At 41.4% G+C, this 23,075-nt stretch carries 18 protein-coding genes and 1 tRNA gene; 11 read left to right on the top strand and 8 right to left on the bottom strand.

What is annotated here, in order from left to right; translation table 11 throughout:
- Window positions 1–56: 56 nt before the first annotated feature.
- The gene (locus tag H5125_RS04540) at window positions 57–2,774 is read right to left on the bottom strand and encodes a TonB-dependent receptor (RefSeq protein ID WP_182743650.1); all 2,718 of its coding nucleotides are present in this window, start codon (window positions 2,772–2,774) and stop codon (window positions 57–59) included.
- A 505-nt stretch (window positions 2,775–3,279) separates the two neighbouring features.
- Between H5125_RS04540 and H5125_RS04535 the strand changes: the two genes are divergently transcribed.
- From H5125_RS04535 to H5125_RS04520, 4 genes are all read left to right on the top strand, one after another.
- On the top strand, window positions 3,280–4,914 hold the full coding sequence (locus H5125_RS04535; protein WP_101087625.1) for an alpha-glucosidase family protein: 1,635 nt from the start codon (window positions 3,280–3,282) through the stop codon (window positions 4,912–4,914).
- Between the two features lie 162 nt (window positions 4,915–5,076).
- On the top strand, window positions 5,077–6,342 hold the full coding sequence (locus tag H5125_RS04530; RefSeq protein ID WP_101087626.1) for a sugar MFS transporter: 1,266 nt from the start codon (window positions 5,077–5,079) through the stop codon (window positions 6,340–6,342).
- A gap of 303 nt (window positions 6,343–6,645) precedes the next feature.
- A complete protein-coding gene (locus H5125_RS04525; RefSeq protein ID WP_059746707.1) occupies window positions 6,646–7,860 on the top strand; it encodes an RsmB/NOP family class I SAM-dependent RNA methyltransferase in 1,215 nt (404 codons plus the stop codon).
- A 223-nt stretch (window positions 7,861–8,083) separates the two neighbouring features.
- Window positions 8,084–10,342, top strand: a complete 2,259-nt coding sequence (locus H5125_RS04520) for an EAL domain-containing protein (RefSeq protein WP_182743649.1) — start codon at window positions 8,084–8,086, stop codon at window positions 10,340–10,342.
- A gap of 124 nt (window positions 10,343–10,466) precedes the next feature.
- On the opposite strand, the gene ald is transcribed toward H5125_RS04520, so the two are convergent.
- Window positions 10,467–11,582, bottom strand: coding sequence for an alanine dehydrogenase (gene ald / locus H5125_RS04515; RefSeq protein ID WP_101087653.1), 1,116 nt, complete (start codon window positions 11,580–11,582; stop codon window positions 10,467–10,469).
- Between the two features lie 182 nt (window positions 11,583–11,764).
- Here ald and lrp point away from each other — a divergent pair, with 182 nt between their 5' ends.
- The 6 genes from lrp to serS all read left to right on the top strand — a co-directional run bounded on the left by lrp (window position 11,765) and on the right by serS (window position 18,852).
- On the top strand, window positions 11,765–12,262 hold the full coding sequence (gene lrp, locus H5125_RS04510) for a leucine-responsive transcriptional regulator Lrp (RefSeq protein WP_101087629.1): 498 nt from the start codon (window positions 11,765–11,767) through the stop codon (window positions 12,260–12,262).
- A 273-nt stretch (window positions 12,263–12,535) separates the two neighbouring features.
- Window positions 12,536–15,193: a DNA translocase FtsK gene (locus H5125_RS04505; RefSeq protein ID WP_182743648.1), complete on the top strand. Its 2,658-nt coding sequence runs from the start codon at window positions 12,536–12,538 to the stop codon at window positions 15,191–15,193.
- Between the two features lie 2 nt (window positions 15,194–15,195).
- On the top strand, window positions 15,196–15,840 hold the full coding sequence (lolA, locus tag H5125_RS04500; protein ID WP_182743712.1) for an outer membrane lipoprotein chaperone LolA: 645 nt from the start codon (window positions 15,196–15,198) through the stop codon (window positions 15,838–15,840).
- Window positions 15,841–15,848: 8 nt separating this feature from the next.
- The gene (locus H5125_RS04495; RefSeq protein WP_182743647.1) at window positions 15,849–17,180 is read left to right on the top strand and encodes a replication-associated recombination protein A; all 1,332 of its coding nucleotides are present in this window, start codon (window positions 15,849–15,851) and stop codon (window positions 17,178–17,180) included.
- Entirely contained in the window at window positions 17,173–17,547 is a 375-nt protein-coding gene (crcB, locus tag H5125_RS04490; protein ID WP_101087633.1) for a fluoride efflux transporter CrcB, read from the top strand. The genes H5125_RS04495 and crcB overlap by 8 nt, the downstream gene beginning before the upstream one ends.
- A gap of 18 nt (window positions 17,548–17,565) precedes the next feature.
- Window positions 17,566–18,852, top strand: a complete 1,287-nt coding sequence (gene serS / locus H5125_RS04485) for a serine--tRNA ligase (protein WP_182743646.1) — start codon at window positions 17,566–17,568, stop codon at window positions 18,850–18,852.
- A 512-nt stretch (window positions 18,853–19,364) separates the two neighbouring features.
- Here serS and H5125_RS04480 read toward each other — a convergent pair.
- The 6 genes from H5125_RS04480 to punR form a co-directional block, all read right to left on the bottom strand.
- The gene (locus H5125_RS04480; RefSeq protein WP_182743645.1) at window positions 19,365–19,703 is read right to left on the bottom strand and encodes a TusE/DsrC/DsvC family sulfur relay protein; all 339 of its coding nucleotides are present in this window, start codon (window positions 19,701–19,703) and stop codon (window positions 19,365–19,367) included.
- The gene (tusB, locus tag H5125_RS04475; protein ID WP_182743644.1) at window positions 19,697–20,005 is read right to left on the bottom strand and encodes a sulfurtransferase complex subunit TusB; all 309 of its coding nucleotides are present in this window, start codon (window positions 20,003–20,005) and stop codon (window positions 19,697–19,699) included. The genes H5125_RS04480 and tusB overlap by 7 nt, the downstream gene beginning before the upstream one ends.
- Window positions 20,002–20,358 carry a sulfurtransferase complex subunit TusC gene (tusC, locus tag H5125_RS04470; protein WP_182743643.1) on the bottom strand — a complete coding sequence of 119 codons (357 nt, stop codon included), beginning with the start codon at window positions 20,356–20,358 and terminating at the stop codon, window positions 20,002–20,004. The genes tusB and tusC overlap by 4 nt, the downstream gene beginning before the upstream one ends.
- A 19-nt stretch (window positions 20,359–20,377) precedes the next feature.
- Window positions 20,378–20,767 carry a sulfurtransferase complex subunit TusD gene (tusD, locus tag H5125_RS04465; RefSeq protein WP_182743642.1) on the bottom strand — a complete coding sequence of 130 codons (390 nt, stop codon included), beginning with the start codon at window positions 20,765–20,767 and terminating at the stop codon, window positions 20,378–20,380.
- Between the two features lie 65 nt (window positions 20,768–20,832).
- Entirely contained in the window at window positions 20,833–21,492 is a 660-nt protein-coding gene (locus H5125_RS04460; RefSeq protein ID WP_182743641.1) for a Bax inhibitor-1/YccA family protein, read from the bottom strand.
- A gap of 218 nt (window positions 21,493–21,710) precedes the next feature.
- A complete protein-coding gene (gene punR, locus H5125_RS04455) occupies window positions 21,711–22,613 on the bottom strand; it encodes a DNA-binding transcriptional activator PunR (protein WP_059746694.1) in 903 nt (300 codons plus the stop codon).
- Window positions 22,614–22,952: 339 nt separating this feature from the next.
- On the opposite strand from punR, the gene H5125_RS04450 reads away from it, so the two are divergent.
- A tRNA-Ser gene (locus tag H5125_RS04450) sits at window positions 22,953–23,042 on the top strand.
- The last annotated feature ends 33 nt before the right edge of the window (window positions 23,043–23,075 follow it).

The raw sequence follows: 23,075 nt of genomic DNA, 5'->3' as shown, positions 1-23,075 counted from the left end.
CCCTGTAATTGGTTACAGAGGCTTTTTTTGTCGGTTTAGTACATTCTACAAGCCTATTAGAACTTGTAGTTTGCGCCTAACATAAAGTTACGACCGTAGTTTTGATAATCACGCACGTGACGTGCATCTTCACCTGTGTACGATGTAAATGGCTCGTTGGTTAAGTTGTTTACTTGGAACTGAACCGATAAGCCGTAAAGAGCATCGATACCGCTTTCGGTAAAGTCATAACCAATTTGGGCATCAACAACGGTTTCAGCTTTTACGTTTACGTTGACACGAGTCAAGCTGATTGCGGTGACTTCACCTAAGAAGTCACTACGGTAACGTGAGCTAATACGTGCTTCGAAGCCAGCATTTTCATAGTAAACAGTGGCATTGAAGGTTTTTTCTGAAAGGCCAGGTAACGTGGTTGGATCGCTATCTGGTGTTTCTTTCACTTCACTGTCGTTGTACGAACCACTTAAGATAGTACCAAAACCTTCTAGTTGGTCTGCAAAAAGGCCAAAGTCGAGAGACAAAGACGCTTCTATACCTTGTACATAACCACCTTCACCATTTTGTGGTTGTGAGGCTAAACCAATTGGATTACCTTCACGATTTGGAAACAACTCTCCAAAGTTAAAAGGAGCTTGTTGGTCATATACATAGTTTTCTAAGTCTTTATAGAACACAGCTAATGAGAAATAACCTTGGTCGCTAAAGTAGTTTTCGTAGCTAATGTCGTACTGACGCGCTAACCATGGACGTAGTTCTGGATTACCTGCACCACCGGACCAGTTTACGCCGTCAGTTGGGTTTTCGTTGTAGCTAAAGTTTACGTTAGCATTCATTTTGTCCATGCGTGCGCGGGTTAACGTACGTGCAGCGGCAAAACGCAGCATTTGACCATCGGCAACTTCAAAGCCTAAGTTCATGCTTGGTAACCATTCAAGGTAGGTATCGCCCGCTGTGCGTGCTGTCAATACAACTGCATCATCTTCAACTGTCGCGACAGTGCCATTTGAGCTTTGATCAGTATGAACGGCCTGTATACCAATGTTACCGGTTAGTGGGAATCCGAATAGCTCAGACTCTAAGTTGGTTTTAACATAAAAAGTTGAGACTTCTTCTGAAACGTCCCAAGAGTTAGTCGCACGGGATAAATCGACATCTGCTACGTCTGTTTCGGTATAGCCGCCCGCATTGTAAAAGGCTAACGAATCATAACTGAGCACATCACCCATGCCGAAAAAGTCGAGTGAGGTTGGCGATAATAAATATTGCTCTGGTACAGACTCTAGGTAGTTATCTGTGCCGTCATAGCCCGCTAACGTTAGGTAATAACCTTTATCAAGCTTGCTTTTATCACGATTAGTGCGGTTAACACCAAACTCAACGCTGCGCACAGCACCTTCATCAAACACATATTCAGCACTTAAGCGGAATGAGTTTAACTCATCTTCAATTTCAGGCTTGTTAATAAAACCGTCTTGAGTATTGGCACCAAGTGGGCTACCCCAACCCAGTGGGTCACCTAATTTGATGACATTAGGGTCTGCATAGTTAAGGTCATGAGTAAAGTTGTAACCACCATTACCGTTGTAAGCAAAGCCTAAGTCATCAACTGCACCAACACCGGTGCCACGGCCTGTACCAGTATAACTTTCCATACCAATGTCGGTACGATCCACTTTTGATAAAGCAATATCGGCTTCAACGCGCCAGTTATCATTAATGGTGAACTTGTTATTCCAGCCAATTGAAAGTGATTCAGCATCACGTTTGTTGACATCATTACGGATAACGACTTCGGCACCATTAATGGTTCCTTGTGTCACTAAACCATCTTCGGTAGTTGTCGCAGTCACTCCACCGTTAGTACCCCAAGCTGCAGGGATTTCAATACCGCGTAAACGCTGGTCATCAGTGAACTTTGTATAGTAAATGTCAACAACTGAAGTGAATTTTTCATTAGGTGCGTATTCAAATACAGCTAATACACCATCACGTTCTAATTCACTTGAACGCACAAATGGTTTTGCGCCACCTAAAACACTGTCACCGGCATCATTTTCTGGGTAACCCCATGCCTGCCAGCGTTCTTCTTGGTTGGGTGACATCATGCGGGCATAACCTAACGCAATACCGATAGTGTCGTCTGCAAACTGGTCGATGTATGAAATGCTGCCACGATAACCGGTGTCACTTGAACCACTGTTAAGTGATCCTAAATCATTCATTTCGCCACGAAGCGACATCGCAATAGTTTGCTCACCATGGGTTAATGGGCTGATAGTTTGCATATCTACCGTGCCGCCAATGGCCTGCGCCATGACAGACGCATCAGGTGTTTTGTACACCACAACACGATTTAATAATTCAGAAGGATATTGGTCAAACTCAACACCACGGTTATCGTTAACCGAGGCTTGTTCGCGACCGTTTAATGTCGCGGTAGTAAAATCTGGGCCTAAACCACGGATAGAGATAACGTTTGCACGTCCATCTAAACGCTGTGCTGATACACCGGGTAAGCGTGCGAGTGATTCTGCAATACTGACATCAGGCAATTTACCAATGTCTTCGGCAGAAATGGCTTCAACAATGGATGATGAAGACATTTTTAGTGATTGTGATTCTTGTAAGCTGCGACGAATACCAGTGACTTGAATCACTTCAATATTTTCTTCGGCAGTGTCAGTAGTATTAACGTCATCAGCAGCGTAAGCACTCATGCTTGCACCTGCAGCAACTAACGCTAGCGTAAGTAGGCTCGGTTTAAATAGCAACATTCATCTTTCCCCTTTAGTGGATACTTAACAACTTGAAGTCCAGGTCGAGTGTTAGTGTCCTTTTGAATTTTGGTTACAGTCTTTATTGTGTTTTTCCCTCAGCATGCTTAATTAACTTTTATAAGTGACTGCATAAGTGCTGAAGTTATGACCAAATTGTTGCGCAACAGTGACGATACTACTCCCAGTACAGTTTTGCCGACAATATTATGCATACGTATTCAACGTTATTAGTGGCGAATTAGCGGCTCAATTTTACAATTTCGAAACAACTTAAGGATACTATTTATGCAGTTTAACCTATTGTATTCATGGTTTTTTTATTGTTTCCAGTAAGTGCGTTAGGTCAATTAATTCTTTGCATACGTATGCAGGTGTATTGAACCTGATTTCCTTATTCACGTATCCTCGGGGTAATGAAAAACAACAGCGAGCTGTTACCCAGCCGCAACATCAAGGTAACTCACAGGTAATTTTGGGGTTAGCTTAATTCTAAGGGGAAGCAATGGATCAGGTAACCTGGTGGCGCGGTGGAGTGGTATATCAAATCTATCCACGCAGTTTAATGGATTCTAATGGTGACGGTGTTGGCGACTTACAGGGCATCATTGCTAAACTTGATTATATTGCCAGTTTAAACGTTGATGCTATTTGGATTTCGCCTTTTTTTAAATCACCGATGAAAGACTTTGGTTACGACATTAGTGATTATCTTGAAATAGACCCACTGTTTGGCACCATGGCCGACTTTGATCAACTTATTGAGAAAGCCCATCAATTAAATATAAAAGTGGTGATTGACCAAGTACTCAGTCACACCTCAGATCAGCATGATTGGTTCGAGCAAAGTCGTCAAAGCCGTGATAACGATAAAGCAGACTGGTACGTGTGGGCCGATCCTAAAGATGATGGCAGTGCGCCAAACAATTGGCTCGCTATTTTTGGCGGTTGTGCATGGGAATGGGAACCACGCCGTCAGCAATACTATTTGCATAATTTTCTTAAAAGTCAGCCAGATTTGAATTTCCATTGTCCGCAGGTTCGTCAAGCTGTGCTGGATAATGTTGAATTTTGGCTTAAAAAAGGCGTTGATGGTTTCCGTCTCGATGCGATTACATTCTGTTATCACGATGAACAATTACGCGATAACCCCGCTAAACCAAAAGATAAGCGTCAAGGCCGTGGCTTCAGTGAAGATAACCCGTATGCTTACCAATACCATTACTACAATAATACTCGTCCACAAACCGTTGGCTTTATTGAAGAGTTACGCGCATTAATTAATCGCTACCCTGGCGCGGTTACCTTAGGTGAAGTGTCATCTGAAGATTCACTTGCCACGATGGCTGAATACACTCAAGGCGATGACCGTTTACACATGGCCTACAGTTTTGAGTTGTTAACCGATGATTTTAGCGCGGCTTATATTCGCCAAACTGTTGAAGAACTGGAAGCCAGTATTGGTGATGGTTGGCCATGTTGGGCTATCGGCAATCATGATGTGAAGCGGGTTGCATCACGTTGGGGTAAAGATAGTGTTAACCAAACGATGGTGAAAATGCTCAATGCGATGTTGTTTTCATTACGCGGCAGTGTGTGTAGTTATCAGGGTGAAGAATTAGGCTTAACGGAAGCACCGATTGAGTTTAATCAATTACAAGACCCCTTCGGCATAGCATTTTGGCCGATGTTTAAAGGCCGTGACGGATGTCGCACGCCAATGCCTTGGGTAAAAGAAGCACCTAATGCAGGTTTTAGTGAGGCAACACCTTGGCTACCAATAGATCCGTTACACAATAATAGTGCTGTAGATGTACAAGAAGCCGATCAAGATTCAATACTGAACAGTTATCGTCATTTTTTACAGTGGCGTAAACAGCAACATATCCTGATTGAAGGTGATATTCAGTTTATTGATAGCCATCCTGATGTATTAGCGTTTATCCGCAGTCAAGATCAACAACGGATGCTAGTTCTGTTTAACTTGTCAGCAATGCAACAAACCTTTGACCTAAAAGCGTTACGTTTATCTTCGACCTTAGATGGACATGGCTTACTCAGTGGCATGCAAGATAAACAGCATCCTGCGACTATCGTATTACCAAGTTATGCCAGTTTTTATGGCTTGCTTGCTAAGTAGAGTGACTAAGCTGAAATACGACAGTATTTCAGCTTTTTTGATCTATTAGTTTTCAGTAGAGAGACAATATAAAAATTAATGTATCAAACTTCAAATGCTATACGGCCGCCATTATAAATTTATAAAACAGCGACATAATAATTAACAAGAAGAGACCACACTATGGCTTCATCAATGCAAAGTACTCAACAAACAACAGTGACCGGAGGCAGCGGTAGTTATCGCTTTGCACTTGTGTCATTAACTTCACTGTTTTTCATGTGGGGATTTATTACCTGTTTAAATGATATTCTCATTCCACATTTAAAAGCGGTGTTCTCGCTTAATTACACCGAAGCGATGTTGATCCAATTTTGTTTCTTTGGAGCCTACTTTTTAGTCTCATTACCAGCAGGTAAGTTAGTCAAAAAATTAGGTTATCAAAAAGGTATCGTGACTGGGCTTGTTATTGCTTGTATCGGGTGTTTGTTATTTTACCCTGCTGCAGCGTTTGCAACGTATGGATTATTCCTTGGTGCACTGTTTGTATTGGCGTCTGGGATCACCATTTTACAAGTGGCGGCAAACCCTTATGTCAATGCGTTAGGCAGCGTTGAAACCGCATCAAGTCGTTTAAACCTAACTCAAGCATTTAATGCATTAGGCACGACGGTTGCTCCTTTTTTTGGTGCTGTATTGATATTATCTGTTGCATCTGGCGCGGTAGAAGGCTTAAGCCAAGCGCAATCAGAAGCAGAAGTGGTTAAACTTCCATACCTTATTTTGGCTGCGATGTTAGGCTTACTCGCGTTAATTTTTTCTAAACTCAATTTACCTACCATTGCTGAACACAGCGATGATTCAGCGACTGGCGTGATAACGCATAATGGCAAAACAAGTGCCTTACAAAGCATCCATTTGGTGTTAGGTGCTGTAGGTATTTTTGTCTATGTTGGTGCTGAAGTGTCTATTGGTAGTTTTTTAGTTAACTTTTTAGGCGAAGAGCAAGTTGCCGGTTTACAAGAAGCAGAAGCCGCTAAATATATCACCTACTATTGGGGCGGGGCGATGATAGGCCGTTTTGTCGGTTCGGTTATTATGCAAAAAATTCCAGCAGGTACTTTGTTAGCCTTTAATGCCTTTGTTGCCGCTGCACTGGTGTTAGTGGCAATGAACAGTACTGGCGCAGTGGCCATGTGGTCTATCTTGGCAGTTGGATTGTTTAATTCGATTATGTTCCCAACTATTTTTAGCTTAGCACTCCGAGATTTAGGCCCACACACCTCACAAGGCAGTGGCATATTATGTTTAGCCATTGTTGGCGGCGCAATTGTACCGTTATTACAGGGTGTGATGGCCGATAGTATGGGCTTACAAGTGGCGTTTATTTTACCTGTGGTGTGTTATGCGTTTATTTTATTCTATGGCGCTAAAGGCTCAAAAATGTAATCTGGTTTTGATTACAGATACATTACACTAAATCAACAGCGGCTTTCGGGCCGCTTTTTAATGCATTGCATTAGTGAACATAACATCACACAGTAGTGAAAGGGGGAAGGGTTAGCTTCAATGTATTAAGGTCGGGTGATGTTAAAAAAGGTCATTCACAGAAAATCTATAAACATAGAATGATTGACTCTTTTATGCTGCCAAAGTGAGGAGTAAAGGCTGATATGGCCTTGCTATCAACAGCGTTAATCCCTATGATCAGCACGTTTTTAAATTGATCGTTATATTAGATAGAGAGCCCCCATGTTGACTTATCCGTTGTCAGGCAGTTCATCAGAGTTAGTCTTAAATGTGCTAACCATGGTGTTAACCCGAGGAAAACCATTAGATAGAGCTTATTCAGAGCATTTTTCTGGTTTAACGCTTAACCCATCAGAGCAAGCGCGGATCACGCAAGTCACCGGCGATATTTTACGTCGTTTAAACTTATATTGTTTTCTTGTTGATATTAAACCAGAAGAATTTGATCGTTTAGGGTCAAAACTACTCAACGGTTGGCATGTATTTCACGGCTTAGATTTACCTAAAATGCAGTATTCATTGCAACTAGAGCAAGCAGCATTTGAGGCGAATCTAGAACAAGCCAAAACTGATCCTGTATTATGGGATGGTTGTCCTGAGTGGCTAAATGAGCTTGGTCAGGCACAACTTGGTGATAAGTGGCCTGCTGAACGTGCGGCACTGGCTGAACAACCAAAACGCTATTTACGCGTTAATGAACTGAAATGTAATCGCGACGCCCTTATTGAAAGGCTTAAAAAAGAAGGCGTAACGGCAATAGAAGTAAGCGATGTAGCTTCTGCTATTGAGGTCACATCAGACTCAGCATTATTTCGCACCGATGCATTTAAAGACGGTTGGTTTGAACAGCAAGACGCGGGTTCACAGTTAGTTGCCAATGCTGTGGATGCAAAACCAGGTATGCGTGTTGTTGATGCTTGTGCTGGCGCAGGCGGTAAAACCTTGCACATTGCGGCACAAATGCAAGGTAAGGGCCGTTTGCTCGCGATGGATGTTGAACAATGGAAACTGGATAATCTTAAAACTCGCGCTAAACGTGCAGGTGCTCATAATGTTGAAACACGGATTATTGCCAGTTCGAAAACCATTAAGCGTTTAAAATTAACCGCTGACCGTGTGCTATTAGATGTCCCTTGTTCTGGACTTGGTGTGCTAAAACGCAATCCAGATTCAAAATGGCGTGATACTCCAGAGCGTTTGCCTGTGTTGGTTGAATTGCAGAAACATATTTTGCAAAGCTACAGCCGTATGGTTAAAGTCGGCGGAATATTAATCTATGCGACTTGTTCAATCATGCCAGAAGAAAATCGCGATCAAATTGATGCATTTCTTGCAGACAATCCACAGTTTACGCTTATTGAAGATGAAAACATCTTAGTTTCAGAACGCGGCTTCGATGGTTTCTATCTTGCAAAGATGGAACGCATTAGCGAATAATTATTCAAATAATACCAATTTTTATATTCATTAAATTGATGGTGAGTAACATAAAAACAGTGCATTTATTTGCACTGTTTTTATTTATGGATAAATTTTGCTCGTTAAACTGAGTGTTTTGAATTAATTTACGTTAAGACATTGATTAAGTTCTCACAAATGCATAATCTTATTCATATTAGAAATATCTATTTTTAAGCATTCGCCGTAATAATGGAGCGTTATGGATATAGGACCGCATATCAATAAATTCATAGAAGATACAGACCAACATGATTTTCGTGAATCGAGTATCGAGCGATACAGTACAATACTCGATATGGTATTGCAGGGCCTACCCTTAGGCGAAATGCTTCATGCCTTAGTATTATTGATAGAAGCACAAAAAATTGGTACTCGTGCATCAGTGCTTTTATTGAGTGATGACGGTAAACGGTTATTCTCGGGTGCGGCTCCTAATCTTCCTGAAGAATATAACAATGCGATTAACGGCATCGAGATTGGCGTTGATGTGGGCTCTTGTGGCGCCGCCGCATATACTTGTGAAAGAGTCATTGTTGAAGACATTGAACATCATCCTAATTGGAAAGACTTTAAAGCATTACCTTTAAAAGCCGGACTAAAATCGTGTTGGTCTGAACCGATAAAAGACAGTAATCAAAAAGTACTGGGCACTTTTGCCATGTACTATGACACGATTAAATCGCCGTCCAAGCAAGATTTGCACCTAATACAAGAAGCGGCACGTTTGGCCAGTTTAGCCATTGAACGAAGCCGCGGAATGCATATTCAACGGTTAAGTAGCAAGATTTTTAACAGCTTGCCTATTGCGTTAGTTATCACCAGTGAAGATAACTCGGTGTTATCAGCCAATCCAATTTTTAAATCCTTAACGTCTACCTATTACGCCAATCTTAAATTATTTGATGTTCATCGTTTTTTGAGTCACTCCCAACAAGATGTAGTAGCAGATTTATTTGAGCATTTAAAGCGCGGACACCCTTGGCAAGGGGAGTTAAAAGGTCTTAAAACCGACAATGATATTATTGATATCTCGCTTAATGTGACCGTTATTCGGGATAGTTTTACGCAACAGAATTGTTTTGCATGGTTAATTACCGATATTTCCGCCCGTAAAAACGCTGAAAAAATGATTAACTTTCAATCCAACTACGATCAACTTACTGGATTGTCGAACCGTAAATACTTGTTTGAAAGTCTACAAGCTATGATCGATTCAGAAGACAGCGTAAACGGTTGCAAGCAAGACTTTAGCTTGATGCTGATGGACATCGACCATTTTAAACAAATTAACGATACCCTCGGACATGATAACGGTGATCTTGTATTGAAATTTGTCGCGCAGCGCTTACTGAGTGCCATTCCTGATAATGTCCTTATTGCGCGTATTGCGGCCGATGAATTTGCATTAGTGTTACCGGGTAAAATGTGTACCGAGTCATTAATTAGTCTTTTTGATGATCTAACGGATGAGTTGAAAAAGCTTTTTATTGTTGGCGGTCAAGATGTCATGTTATCCATGAGTACTGGCCTTGCTCGTTATCCACACGATGCTGATAATGTGGAACAAATATTAAATTGCGCCACGCAAGCTATGTACAACGCAAAATCTCGAGGTCGTAATTGTCTGCAGTTCTTTAATCAGCAGATCCAAAAAGATGCAGAAAGACATGCAGAATTGTACTTACACCTTAAGTCTGCATTGAGCCAGAATGAATTTGAACTGTATTATCAACCCATTGTGAATCCGTGTAGTGGCCAAATCATTAAAGCTGAAGTGTTATTGCGCTGGATACATGATGGTCAATTTATTTCGCCAGATGAGTTTATTCCTATTGCAGAAGAGTCTGGTTTAATTGTTCAAATCGGTGAGTGGGTGAGAACACAAGCAATAACCAGTATCATCGCATTGCAGAAAAGTGGTTATGCCATTCCATTTTCAATTAATGTGTCGACGATTGAATTTTGGACGACCGATCTACAACAACGATTTTTACGGTATTTTGATGACCTTTCACAGTTGTTAGGTGGTAGCCAGATCCCGTATCAGCTGATCACTTTAGAAATCACCGAATCATTAATGATGAAACAACAATCATCGATTAGCCAATTATTAACAGAACTTCGGCATCGTGGAATGAAAATTTCAGTGGATGATTTTGGTACTGGCTATTCATCTTTATCTTATTTGGCAAACTTCCCAGTGGATCAAGTTAAAATTGATAAATCCTTCATCCAGAAAATTTCATTGGGTGCGCGACATGAAGCGTTGATAGAAGCTATTGTCAGTATGAGCCGAGCATTAGATCTGTCAATTGTCGCTGAAGGTGTCGAAACTGAAGTTGAATTAGATTTTATCAAAAAACAGAATATTGAAGCGGTGCAAGGGTATTATTTTTATAAACCTATGCCAAAAGCTGACTTCTTTGCATTATTGGCGAAACAATCTCGTATCTTTTGATATCAGTGTTTGATATCAGTGTTTAATATAAGTGTTTGATATTCGCGCTTAATAAACATAAAAAATGCCGCATTTATTAATGCGGCATTTTTATTGAATAAAGTTAATTCAATGACTTACTCATTTAAGCAAGCATGCTTTTTGGTTCAGTGAACTCAAGGTTCAACGCTTCTGCCACTTCTTTACAGACGACTTTACCGTGCATTACGTTTAAGCCATTTAATAAATGTTTGTCATTTAATAATGCTTGTTTGTAACCTTGGTTAGCTAACTTGATAATGTAAGGTAGTGTTGCATTGTTTAATGCAAATGTAGAAGTACGCGCTACTGCACCTGGCATGTTAGCCACACAGTAATGTACTACGTCATCAACAATGTAAGTTGGGTCTTGGTGAGTGGTAGCGTGCGATGTTTCAACACAACCACCTTGGTCAATAGCAACGTCAACAATTGCACTGCCTGGTTTCATGCGCTTAACCATGTCACGAGTGATTAATTTTGGCGCTGCAGCACCTGGAACTAATACACCGCCAATAACAAGATCAGCTTCTAATACGTGACGCTCAATAGCATCAGCTGTTGAGTAAATAGCTTTAACCGCTGAACCAAACTGAACGTTTAGACGACGTAATGCATCGATGCTGCGATCTAAAACAACAACATCAGCACCCATACCAACAGCCATTTGCGCTGCGTTTGTACCAACCATACCGCCACCAATGATGACCACTTTAGCTGGCTCAACACCTGGAACACCACCAAGCAACATACCACGGCCGCCTAATGATTTTTCAAGTGCGCGAGCTCCTGCTTGGATTGACATGCGGCCAGCCACTTCTGACATTGGTGCAAGTAATGGTAATCCGCCGCGGTCATCTGTTACGGTTTCGTAAGCAATACAAACAGCGCCACTGGTGATTAATTCTTCAGTTTGCGGCAAATCTGGTGCAAGGTGCAAATAAGTGAATAAAATCTGGTCGTGACGTAACATTGCACGTTCTACTGCTTGTGGCTCTTTAACTTTTACAATCATGTCTGACTTAGCAAACACTTCAGCTGCTGTAGCTAAAATCGAGGCGCCCGCATCCATATAGTCTTGATCGGTAAAACCAATACCCACACCCGCATCTGATTGAACATAAACAACGTGACCTTTTATGGTTAATTCACGTACGCTTGAAGGGACCATGCCTACACGGTATTCGTGGTTTTTGATTTCTGTTGGAACACCAATAATCATTATTTGAGCCTCGATTGACATAAAAAACCCCACTTCAAGTGGGTATAGTTGTTATTAATTGTGACCTGAACGTGCTTATTTCAGGTGACTCTAGTATAGTGCTGCTTTAGCAGATTATGTTGCTGAATTTCGATAATTAATAGGCAGAAGTGTTGTTTTAAGGACAAAACAAGGTTGAATATATGGCAAATAGTAAAAGCTTTTCAGTGAAAGATTTAGACCGCATTGATCGTAATATCTTAAATGAACTTCAACAGGATGGTCGCATATCAAATGTTGAACTATCTAAACGAGTCGGCTTAAGCCCTACACCGTGTTTAGAAAGAGTAAAAAGGCTTGAGAAACAAGGTTTTATTAGCGGTTATACTGCGTTGGTTAATCCACATTTTCTCGGTGCTTCTTTATTAGTCTTTGTTGAGATCACTCTAAATCGTGACACTCCAGACATTTTTGACCGTTTTAACCGTGCTGTGCAATTGCTTGATGACATCCAAGAATGCCATTTGGTCTCTGGTGATTTTGACTACTTATTAAAGACTAGGGTGTCAGATATGTCTGCATATCGGCGATTATTAGGTGAAACCTTACTGAAACTGCCATCCATTTCAGACACTCGTACTTATGTAGTGATGGAGGAGGTTAAACAAACCAATAAGGTTGCGTTATACAACCTAGGGTAATCTCGCTAACTTAATCGCCTATCCCGTTTTTAGAGCCGGAATGATGAATTATAGATGACTGTTGTTGCCTATGTTCATCTTTTTCGCTAACTAAACATTTTTTGTATATAAAATCATCATCTTGACTACCATCATCAATGCTTTTATGTTTCTTGATTAATTCGACATAACAATCGATTGAGCTTGATTAATTCAAGGTGCATAATCACTGCAAATACAGTGATATTCTGTTATCTTAACCCTTATTTTTCACTTTTTTATGGATGCTTTCGTTTGACTCAGGAAAATAGTCTTAAAACACTCAGTGGCTTACAAAGGCTACTTGAAGGTGGTCTTATATTATGTTGCATGGTTGCAACCTATATTCTATTGGCATTATCCAGTTTCAATCCAAGTGACCCTGGCTGGAGTCAGTCGCATTTCCAAGGTGAGATACACAACTGGACTGGTGCTGTAGGTGCTTGGACAGCAGATGTGCTGTTTTATTTCTTCGGGTTCATCGCTTTTTTAATTCCCATGATTATAGCCACAACCGGTTGGTTTATTTTTAATCGCGCGCATCGAGTGTTCGAAATAGATTATTTTTCTGTTGGCCTAAGAATTATTGGTTTTATTCTGATGTTGCTGGCGTTAGCTGCACTGGTCAGTATGAATGCCGATAATATGTTTGTGTTTTCAGCCGGTGGTGTTGCAGGTGACGTTATTGGTCAAGCCATGTTGCCGTATTTTAATAAGCTCGGCACCACATTACTATTAATGTGTTTTATTGGTGCAGGCTTCACCTTAGCGACAGGCGTGAGTTGGTTAACCATTATTGAGTTAACGGGTTTAGGTTCTATCTGGTTAGCTAAGAAAATATGGACATTGCCACGATTATTTAAACGTGAACGTGAGACCGAAGATACCAAAGGTTTTATGTCATTAGTGGATAAGTTTACCCAACGCCGTAATGAAATTGATCTACAAAATGAACCCTCACAGGATAAGCCAAGCAAATCGGCAGTCAAAGTGCCAATTCATATTAAGCCAGCAATAGAGACGCCACCTATTGTTGAGAAAAAACGCAGTTTCTTTAGCCGCAAGGCTAAACCTGCTGAAGATATTAACGTATCAGACAATGATGACGATGAATTTGATATAGATGATCGCCAAGAACCGTCGATGCAACTCGATAATGACGACACATCTTTTGCACCTTGGGTCGCGACTAAAGATGATGTCGATTTTGATATTGATGACGACAATGATGATGGCGTTAATGATAGCCCTGCAATTAATAATCTAGATATCGCAGATGAACCTTTTGAGGAAGCATTTAATAAGCCTCATTCAACAGGGGCATTAGTCGCTCAGCAAAAGCCGAAAAAAGATGTCCGAATTGTGGATGGCGTTGTGGTAATTGATGGCCAAACCCCTCAACAAGCGCGTCAAAAAATGGATCCGCTACCGAGCATTACCTTACTTGATGTTCCTGATCGTAAGAAAAACCCCATAAGTGAAGCTGAATTACAGCAAGTTGCTCGATTGGTTGAAACAAAACTGGCCGACTTTAACATTATCGCCAATGTAGTAGGGGTGTATCCTGGACCTGTGATTACTCGTTTTGAACTTGAATTAGCTCCAGGGGTTAAAGCGTCTAAAATCACCAATTTATCGAAAGATTTAGCCCGTTCATTATTATCTGAAAACGTGCGTGTAGTTGAAGTTATTCCTGGTAAAGCTTATGTAGGCTTAGAATTGCCGAACAAGTTCCGTGAAACCGTGTTTATGCGCGATGTACTCGATTCTGCCGCGTTTAAAGACAGCAAATCGACATTGTCTATGGTGTTAGGACAAGACATTGCCGGTGAGCCTGTGGTCGTTGATTTAGGCAAAATGCCGCATTTATTAGTTGCTGGTACAACGGGTTCTGGTAAATCGGTCGGTGTGAATGCGATGATCACCAGTTTGTTGTATAAATCGGGCCCAGATGATGTCCGCTTTATTATGATTGACCCTAAGATGCTCGAATTGTCGGTGTATGAAGGTATTCCACATTTATTGTGTGAAGTGGTTACCGACATGAAAGAAGCAGCCAATGCACTGCGATGGTGTGTAGGTGAAATGGAACGCCGATATAAATTAATGTCGGCATTAGGTGTGCGTAACCTTAAAGGCTACAACTTTAAAATTAAAGAAGCAGCTGCCAAAGGGGAGTACATTCCCGATCCATTATGGAAGTCTTCTGAAAGCATGCTAGACGATGCGCCACCATTAGAGAAACTGCCTTCTATTGTGGTGGTCGTCGATGAATTTGCTGACATGATCATGATTGTCGGTAAGAAAGTAGAAGAACTCATTGCCCGTATCGCGCAAAAAGCGCGTGCGGCAGGTATTCACTTAATATTAGCGACACAGCGTCCATCGGTTGATGTGATCACTGGCTTGATTAAAGCTAACATTCCAACCCGTATTGCGTTCCAAGTGTCGTCACGAATTGACTCTCGTACCATTCTTGATCAACAGGGCGCAGAAACCCTATTAGGCATGGGGGATATGCTGTATTTACCTCCAGGAACGGGTTTGCCAAATCGTGTTCATGGGGCGTTTATTGATGATCATGAAGTGCATAAAGTCGTAGCCGATTGGTGTGCTCGTGGTAAGCCACAATATATTGAAGAAATTCTTAATGGTGCTACAGATGGTGAACAAGTACTGTTACCCGGTGAAACCTCCGATAGCGAAGAAGAGTTGGATGCGTTATATGATGACGCGGTAGCATTTGTTACCGAAACTCGCCGCGGCTCCATATCTAGCGTACAACGTAAATTTAAAATTGGTTACAATCGCGCCGCCCGCATTATTGAAATGATGGAAAGCCAAGGTATTGTGACAGCCCAAGGCCACAATGGTAATCGTGAAGTGTTGGCTCCGCCACCACCGAGGAATTAATGATGAATAAACGTATTACAGTGTTAAGCCTATTATTAGCCACAAGTTTAAGCAGCGTTGCCGCAATGGCCGATGACGCAACCGAATTACGCGCTAAGCTATCTAATATAGACAGCTTGCATGCGACATTTACCCAACAAGTGACTGACATTAACAGTAAGCCTATTCAAACCGGAAGCGGGGTGTTTGCACTTGCGTATCCGAATCAATTTTACTGGCATTTAACTCAGCCAGACGAATCATTAATTGTGGCAGATGGCGCTAACTTGTGGATTTATAATCCTTTTGCGGAAGAAGTGACTGTGATGGATGTTGCTCAAGCCGTTGATGCATCACCTATGGCCTTGTTAGTGCATCGAGACGAAGCTACATGGGCTAAGTATTCGGTCACTAAGCGTGCCGTAAGCGGAAAATCAACTTGTTTTGATATTCAACCTAAAAAACTTAACAGCAATGTTGTTGCTGTGAGTGTGTGTTTTGACGCGAGCCAGTTAGTTAAATTCAACTTAACCGACGAGCAAGGCAACCTCAGTCAATTTGCGTTAACTCAGCAACGTAAAGTAAAAGATAACGAGACAAACATTTTTAAGTTTGCCGTACCTGATAACGTTGATATTGACGATCAACGTTTAAAGCAAACAAACTAGGTTGTTTGATGGCTAATTTAGGTTTTGATTTTGCACCAGATTTTCGCCCCTTGGCCGCTCGCATGCGCCCAAGGGACATTAGTGAATACATAGGTCAGGCACACTTATTAGGTGAAGGTAAACCTCTGCGTAAAGCGCTAGAGGCTAATCGAGCACATTCTATGTTGTTATGGGGCCCACCCGGTACGGGGAAAACCACCTTAGCTGAGTTAATTGCCCATTATGCCAACGCCCATGTTGAACGTATCTCTGCGGTAACATCTGGCGTAAAGGACATTCGCGCCGCAATAGAACAAGCTAAAGCCATTGCCCAAAGTCGTGGTCAACGAACCTTATTATTTGTCGACGAAGTTCATCGCTTTAATAAAAGTCAGCAAGATGCATTTTTACCTTTTATTGAAGACGGCACGGTTATTTTCATCGGTGCCACCACCGAAAATCCCTCATTTGAAATCAATAACGCTTTATTGTCGCGTGCGCGTGTTTACCTTATAAATCGACTAAGCTCTGACGAAATAAACTTAATTGTTACTCAAGCATTAGCTGATGTTGAACGTGGTTTGGGCAAACGCCAATTAACATTACCTGCAGATGTAGCCAAGCAATTGGCCGACATTAGTGATGGTGACGCACGTAAAGCACTTAACTTGCTTGAGTTAATGAGCGATTTAGTGGCTGATGCTGGCGCGTTTACCACCGAGATGCTGACGCAAGTCGCCGGACACCAAGCTGCGGGTTACGATAAAAATGGCGATCAATTTTACGATTTAATTTCAGCTGTACATAAGTCTGTGCGGGGCTCTGCGCCGGATGCCGCTTTGTATTGGTATTGCCGTATTTTAGAAGGTGGCGGTGATGCTTTGTATGTTGCTCGCCGCTTATTAGCGATTGCCTCAGAAGACATTGGTAATGCCGACCCAGTAGCCATGACCGTTGCACTTAATGCGTGGGATTGTTATCACCGCATTGGCCCTGCAGAAGGTGAACGAGCGATAGCGCAAGCAGTATTATATTTAGCCAGTGCTCCTAAAAGTAATGCCGTTTACAGTGCATTTGGTGCTGCTCGCGAGTTAGCCAAACAAACCGGACACGAACCTGTACCCAACCATTTACGTAATGCGCCAACCAAACTGATGAAAGACATCGGCTTTGGTAAGGAGTATCGTTATGCACATAATGAACCTGGTGCTTATGCTGCTGGCGAAAATTACTTTCCAGAATCACTGCAACACAGTCAATTTTATCAACCCACTAACAGAGGTTTTGAAAAGCGCATTCAAGATAAATTGGCCCAATTAAACCAACTTGATCAACAAAGCGAGGACAAACGCTATGACTAATGTGTTCTTGGTGGCATTAGGTGGGTCGATTGGTGCAGTTTTACGCTATCTTCTGTCAATTTTTATGATCCAGGTATTTGGAAGCAGTTTTCCTTTTGGTACACTGTTAGTCAATCTATTGGGATCGTTTTTAATGGGCGTCGTTTATGCGCTAGGGCAATTGAGTCATATTAGCCCTGAAATTAAAGCGCTTATTGGCATTGGTCTATTAGGTGCATTAACGACGTTTTCGACTTTTTCGAATGAAACCTTACTGCTATTGCAAGAAGGCTTATGGCAGAAAGCTATTTTAAATGTGTTGTTGAATGTCACCTTATGCCTCTTTATGGTGTATTTAGGTCAACAGCTTATATTTTCACGTGTTTAACTAAAAAGAACTCACAACATGCTAGATCCAAAATTTTTGCGTAATGAACTGGAAATCACTGCCGAGCGTTTAGCCACTCGTGGCTTTATTCTTGATGTCGATAATTTGACCAAACTTGAAGAAAAGCGTAAATCGCTACAAGTTGCTACAGAAGACTTGCAAGCATCGCGTAACGCGATCTCTAAGTCGATTGGTCAAGCTAAAGCGCGCGGTGAAGATACCAGTTCCATTATGGCGCAAGTGGGTGATTTAGGTGCGCAGCTAGATGCAAAGAAAGCTGAGCTTGCTGAGTTGTTGCAACAAATCAATAGCATCGCCATGAGCATGCCAAATTTGCCAGACGAATCGGCTCCGGTAGGCGCTGATGAAAACGACAATGTTGAAGTGCGTCGTTGGGGCACCCCAAAGGTATTCGACTTTGAAGTGAAAGATCACTTAGATTTAGGCGAAGCACTAGGCGGTTTAGACTTTAAAAGCGCGGTTAAAATTACCGGTTCACGTTTTATTATCATGCGTGGTCAAATTGCCCGTTTAAATCGTGCCTTAGGTCAGTTTATGTTAGACCTACACACCACTGAACACGGCTATACAGAAACATACGTACCGTTATTGGTTAACGAAGACAGCTTATTAGGCACAGGTCAATTACCTAAGTTTGGTGAAGACTTATTCCACACTAAACCGGCCACAGAAGAAGGCCAAGGTTTATCACTTATACCAACTGCTGAAGTGCCATTAACTAACTATGTGCGCGATATGATCGTGGACGAAAATGAACTGCCAATGAAAATGACGGCGTTAACGTCATGTTTCCGCAGTGAAGCGGGCTCTTATGGTCGTGATACTCGTGGTTTGATCCGTCAGCATCAATTTGACAAAGTTGAGTTAGTGCAAATTGCTCACCCAGATAATTCAATGCAAGCACTAGAAGAAATTACTGCCAATGCTGAAAAAGTATTACAGTTATTAAACTTACCGTACCGCACTATGGTGTTATGTACTGGTGATATGGGCTTTGGTTCAAGTAAAACTTTTGATATCGAAGTGTGGTTACCGGCGCAAAATACTTACCGAGAAATTTCATCTTGTTCAAACATGAAAGATTTCCAAGCGCGAAGAATGCAAGCTAGATACCGTAGCAAAGTTGATAACAAACCTGCTTTATTGCACACCTTAAATGGTTCAGGTTTAGCGGTTGGCCGTACGTTAGTAGCAGTACTTGAGAACTATCAAAATCAAGATGGCACCATTACAGTACCTGAAGTATTACGTCCATACATGGGCGGTTTAAGTCTGATTGGTTAATGTTAAGCGCTAATTATAGTTAGCTAATTATAGTTAGCTAATATGATTGGCCAATTGATATAGTCCTAGCCGCAGTCCATTTTAGTGTGGCTAGGGTGTTAATTGTCAGTCTTGTGCAAGATAGAGCTTTAGGCATTCGTGGCCTTAAAAGACCTGTATGTTGTAGTGCGTTGAGTAACCCCCGTAATCCGTAAATCGTGTTAATGGCGTTACCGTATCGCAGCACATATTTTATTTTTACGTTGCATTGGAAATTGTGTCACTCAGTTTGAGTTGGTCACATATTTATAAGGGTTGGTACAACCAGCAATGGGTTCAAGTCGGCGTGATAATCGTAGGCTTATCTACTTATCAGTTATCTCCTTTTTTATGTTGTTGGTAATTGTTCAACTAGCTCAAGCAGCATTTATAGTGATAGAAAATATATTTCCAAAATAACCTCAGTTAAGGTTAGCCATTTAAAAAGCCCGCTTAAGTTATCTTGAGCGGGCTTTTTTGTCAGCATGAATCAGCTATAAACATTTTGCTGGTTTGGGTAAGCCTGCAATTTTTGTTGCTTGTTTTGCTGGGCCAATCGGAAACAAGGTATATAAATATTTAGAATTACCTTTATCCGCACCTAAACGTTGACCGATAGCTTTGACCAGCACACGTATAGCAGGGCTGGTTTTGTACTCTAGATAAAAATCCCGCACAAACCGGATAACTTCCCAGTGTTGCTCGGTTAACTCAATGTTCTCTGTAGCGGCAATCGCAATTGCCATAGGTTCTTGCCAATCATTAACATTTTTTAAATAGCCTTGATGATCGGTTTCAATTTGTAGGCCATTAAATTCAAAAAAGTTTACCAAGTTATCACCTTATCGTGTAACAAAGATTGTTCAACAAATTGTGAATAATCAATAATATCAAAAGAGCCCGCAGCTTTATTGGCTAACATAATCATCAAGCGATCCGATAAGCCCCTGGCGGCGACATCATCTTGTAGCACAAACAGAGCAATGTTTGCTAAACGCTGTTGCCACTGGGTTTGTAATAAACAATTCACTGCATCGCTAGACAATAAAATACTGTCTGTAGGGTGAATATAGCGTAAGCATGTACTTAAGGCGTCGTCAGTCATTACTGATGTTTGGATATGATGTAATATCAAAATACTAACACCTCATCAGCAGCTTGCAGGGTTTGACTAATCACCTCTGGAGTCGCCACCGTCGCGGCAATACTAAGGTCATTGGGCTGAAGCCCTAATGTGTGCATTGACTCTGCACACACCAATACGGTATCAATATCGTAAAGAGAAAGCGCTTTAAATGCCGACACATAATCTTTAGATCCTGCTCGCTCAGGTGTTTGGCCTGCCAGCAAATGTAATACCGCTTCATTGGTAAATATAATACTCACTTGTTGTTCAAAGCTGGCACTGAGCATGGCAAAATCTAGCCCTTCACGGGTACTTGTGGTACCCAATGGTGCATGCCTAAACATAATTGCCAGTGATTTCATTATCTATTCCACTCATACGTTAAAAGCTAATCAACCTGTCAGCTTGTTCAATACCGACCACTAATTCACCTAAACCGCCCATGGTAAATGCGTCACTGCTATTCCATTGTGGTTTGCCGTTTTCGGTTGCATCTTGTGGAGATAACACACCACGACGCAGCGCTGCAGACACACAATTGGTTAGCGGTATTGAATGTTGTGATGACAATGATTGCCAATTGGAATGCATATCAATTTCGTCAGATGCAGGACAGGTGAGGGCATTACTGTTGGTTACGCCATCTTGATAGAAAAAGACATTGATGACTTGATGGCCATTGGCTAATGCACTTTGACAAAATGATAACGCACGAAAACTGGCCGTAGAGCCATAAACGCTACCGTTTACTTGAATGATGAATTTGCTCATGATAAAAAAAATGACCCTAATGTAGGGTCATTTTAACGTAATTTGTCAATGAACTCTATCGACGATTAATCGTCGTTGCCAATACCCATTAAATGTAACAGGCTTATGAATAAGTTCAAAAAGTCTAAGTACAATGAGATAGTCGCACGAACGTAGTTTGTTTCGCCGCCATTCACGATACGACTAGTGTCATATAGAATGAAACCTGTCATTAGCAACGCAATACCTGCATTCATTGCCATAAATAATATTGAGCTACCGACGAATATATTAATGACCATCGCACCAATCATCACTAATAAACCCGCAAATAAGAAGCCGCGCATAAATGAGAAGTCTTTCTTAGTGGTTAACGCATACGCTGAAAGCGACACGAAAATGATAGAGGTTAACCCTAAGGCCTGCATAATTAAGCCAGGGCCATTTGCCATACCAGCATAATGGTTAAGAATGTAACCGAGCGACGCACCTTGCATACCGGTAAAGGCAAACACCCAAAATATAGCGGCAGCACTGTCTGCTTTTTTAAGGGTCACAAATAATAACACTAAGCTACCAAGCGATAAGCCTATTGACATCATTGGACCAATGTTGATTGCCATGGCGAAACCTGCAGTAACAGCAGAGAATGCCAATGTCATTGCAAGCAGCATATAAGTGTTTTTTAGCATTTTGTTGACATCAGTAGTCGATAGACTAGGTGATATAACTGATTGTTGATTCATTATCGTCTCCAGGTGTTAACTCAATGATTTGCTCAACGAGAAAAATATCTTTCACAAAAAATATATTTCACTCTGAAGCTAAATCCTTTTGTATAGCGTAAGCAATGTACATTAAACAAAAATTAATTCATAACAAACATCATCTTAATAGTCGCTAATTTAACATAAACGTTTGTATAAGTAATGTTATTAACAAAAACTTATTTTGCAAAAGTGGTTTAACTAAGCCACTCTTTTTTTAATTTTTCGGTATCGCCGAGATGATCTAATACCCACTGCATAGCAGGCGTCATATTGGCATTATTCCAAGCTAAACAGCAGGCTGTGTCTTGCTTTGGGGTGGCAAGTTGTTTTTCTATTAGCGCGCCGGCTTTAATAAAAATATCGGCCAAATGATATGGCATGTAACCCACGCCTAAGCCTTCTCTAAAACAATTTATTGCTCTGATCCAATCAGGTACCACAATTCTGCGCTGGTTATTTAACAACCAATTTGGCCTATGGGCAATATTATGAGCCGTGTCTTGCAGGCAAATTGACGGATATTGTAATAATTCATCATCGGTTAACGCATGCTCTGCTTTGGCTAACGGGTGATTTTTACCCACTAAAAAAGACCACTGAATCATTCCCATATCGCGCGACTTGAAAGTACCACCAACAGGAATACTTGAGGTTGCTCCTATGGCGATATCGCTTTTACCCGTCGACAATGCTTCCCACACACCATTATAAACTTCTAAGCGAATAATCAATTCAATGTCGGTAAAGTGGCGATAAAAATCAGCAATCAAGCCACTGATTTTGTCTGCGCGAACCATATTGTCAATCGCAATAGATAAAGAAGGGCGCCAGCCATTAGCCACTTTCTGGGTATCACGTTTAATGTTGTTCAATTTAGTCATTATCTCGCGCGACTGCGCCACAAAATGCTCACCCGCGGGCGTCAAACTGACACTGCGATGGTGACGCTCAAACAATATTACCCCTAAGTCATCTTCAATCTGTTTAATGGCGTAACTCACTGCAGACGGTACTTTATTCAATTTATTGGCTGCGGCGGTAAAACTGCCCACACGGGCAACAATATCTATCATCTCGAATGCTTGTTCTGAAAGCATCTCGCTATCCTTGGCATTGGCAAAATTACTTGCAGTAAAGGTAAACATTAAGCCTAATCAAATCAAGCAAAGTCGCCGCTATCAGCTGTTTAATCAAATTTTAAATGACAAAAATGGTCAGCTTAAGTTGATTAGCACAATTCAACTGCCGTTGAGCTCGTTTAAGAACACTTCAAACCACATATTGTGTTCATCCTCAGTATAGAGGCTTAGCTGTTAGCGAATAATCCATATCGATACACCAATTACAGTTAACTTGAGTGTTTAATCACCACTTAACAAATTATTTGCAATTTACCCTTTACACAAAACAGTCATTGTCATATTATTCGCCCGCTCGGAGGGATGGCAGAGTGGTCGAATGCACCGGTCTTGAAAACCGGCAACGGTTTATCCCGTTCTAGGGTTCAAATCCCTATCCCTCCGCCACATTAAAATAAAAAGGCCCGCTATTTATAGCGG

The sequence above is a fragment of the Shewanella sp. SR44-4 genome (genome assembly GCF_014163715.1).
Lineage (GTDB): Bacteria > Pseudomonadota > Gammaproteobacteria > Enterobacterales > Shewanellaceae > Shewanella.
The sequence above is the reverse complement of the archived record's forward strand: the minus strand, read 5'-3'. Positions and strand labels throughout refer to the sequence as shown.

What these genes read in the sequence shown, in the direction of transcription:
- lolA (WP_182743712.1), top strand. Translation starts at nt 15,196, where the DNA reads ATGAATAAACGTATTACAGTGTTAAGCCTATTATTAGCCACAAGTTTA.
- punR (WP_059746694.1), bottom strand. Translation starts at nt 22,613, where the DNA reads ATGCTTTCAGAACAAGCATTCGAGATGATAGATATTGTTGCCCGTGTG.
- H5125_RS04495 (WP_182743647.1), top strand. Translation starts at nt 15,849, where the DNA reads ATGGCTAATTTAGGTTTTGATTTTGCACCAGATTTTCGCCCCTTGGCC.
- H5125_RS04530 (WP_101087626.1), top strand. Translation starts at nt 5,077, where the DNA reads ATGGCTTCATCAATGCAAAGTACTCAACAAACAACAGTGACCGGAGGC.
- H5125_RS04525 (WP_059746707.1), top strand. Translation starts at nt 6,646, where the DNA reads ATGTTGACTTATCCGTTGTCAGGCAGTTCATCAGAGTTAGTCTTAAAT.
- serS (WP_182743646.1), top strand. Translation starts at nt 17,566, where the DNA reads ATGCTAGATCCAAAATTTTTGCGTAATGAACTGGAAATCACTGCCGAG.
- H5125_RS04460 (WP_182743641.1), bottom strand. Translation starts at nt 21,492, where the DNA reads ATGAATCAACAATCAGTTATATCACCTAGTCTATCGACTACTGATGTC.
- H5125_RS04540 (WP_182743650.1), bottom strand. Translation starts at nt 2,774, where the DNA reads ATGTTGCTATTTAAACCGAGCCTACTTACGCTAGCGTTAGTTGCTGCA.
- lrp (WP_101087629.1), top strand. Translation starts at nt 11,765, where the DNA reads ATGGCAAATAGTAAAAGCTTTTCAGTGAAAGATTTAGACCGCATTGAT.
- tusC (WP_182743643.1), bottom strand. Translation starts at nt 20,358, where the DNA reads ATGAAATCACTGGCAATTATGTTTAGGCATGCACCATTGGGTACCACA.
- tusD (WP_182743642.1), bottom strand. Translation starts at nt 20,767, where the DNA reads ATGAGCAAATTCATCATTCAAGTAAACGGTAGCGTTTATGGCTCTACG.
- ald (WP_101087653.1), bottom strand. Translation starts at nt 11,582, where the DNA reads ATGATTATTGGTGTTCCAACAGAAATCAAAAACCACGAATACCGTGTA.
- H5125_RS04520 (WP_182743649.1), top strand. Translation starts at nt 8,084, where the DNA reads ATGGATATAGGACCGCATATCAATAAATTCATAGAAGATACAGACCAA.
- H5125_RS04535 (WP_101087625.1), top strand. Translation starts at nt 3,280, where the DNA reads ATGGATCAGGTAACCTGGTGGCGCGGTGGAGTGGTATATCAAATCTAT.
- crcB (WP_101087633.1), top strand. Translation starts at nt 17,173, where the DNA reads ATGACTAATGTGTTCTTGGTGGCATTAGGTGGGTCGATTGGTGCAGTT.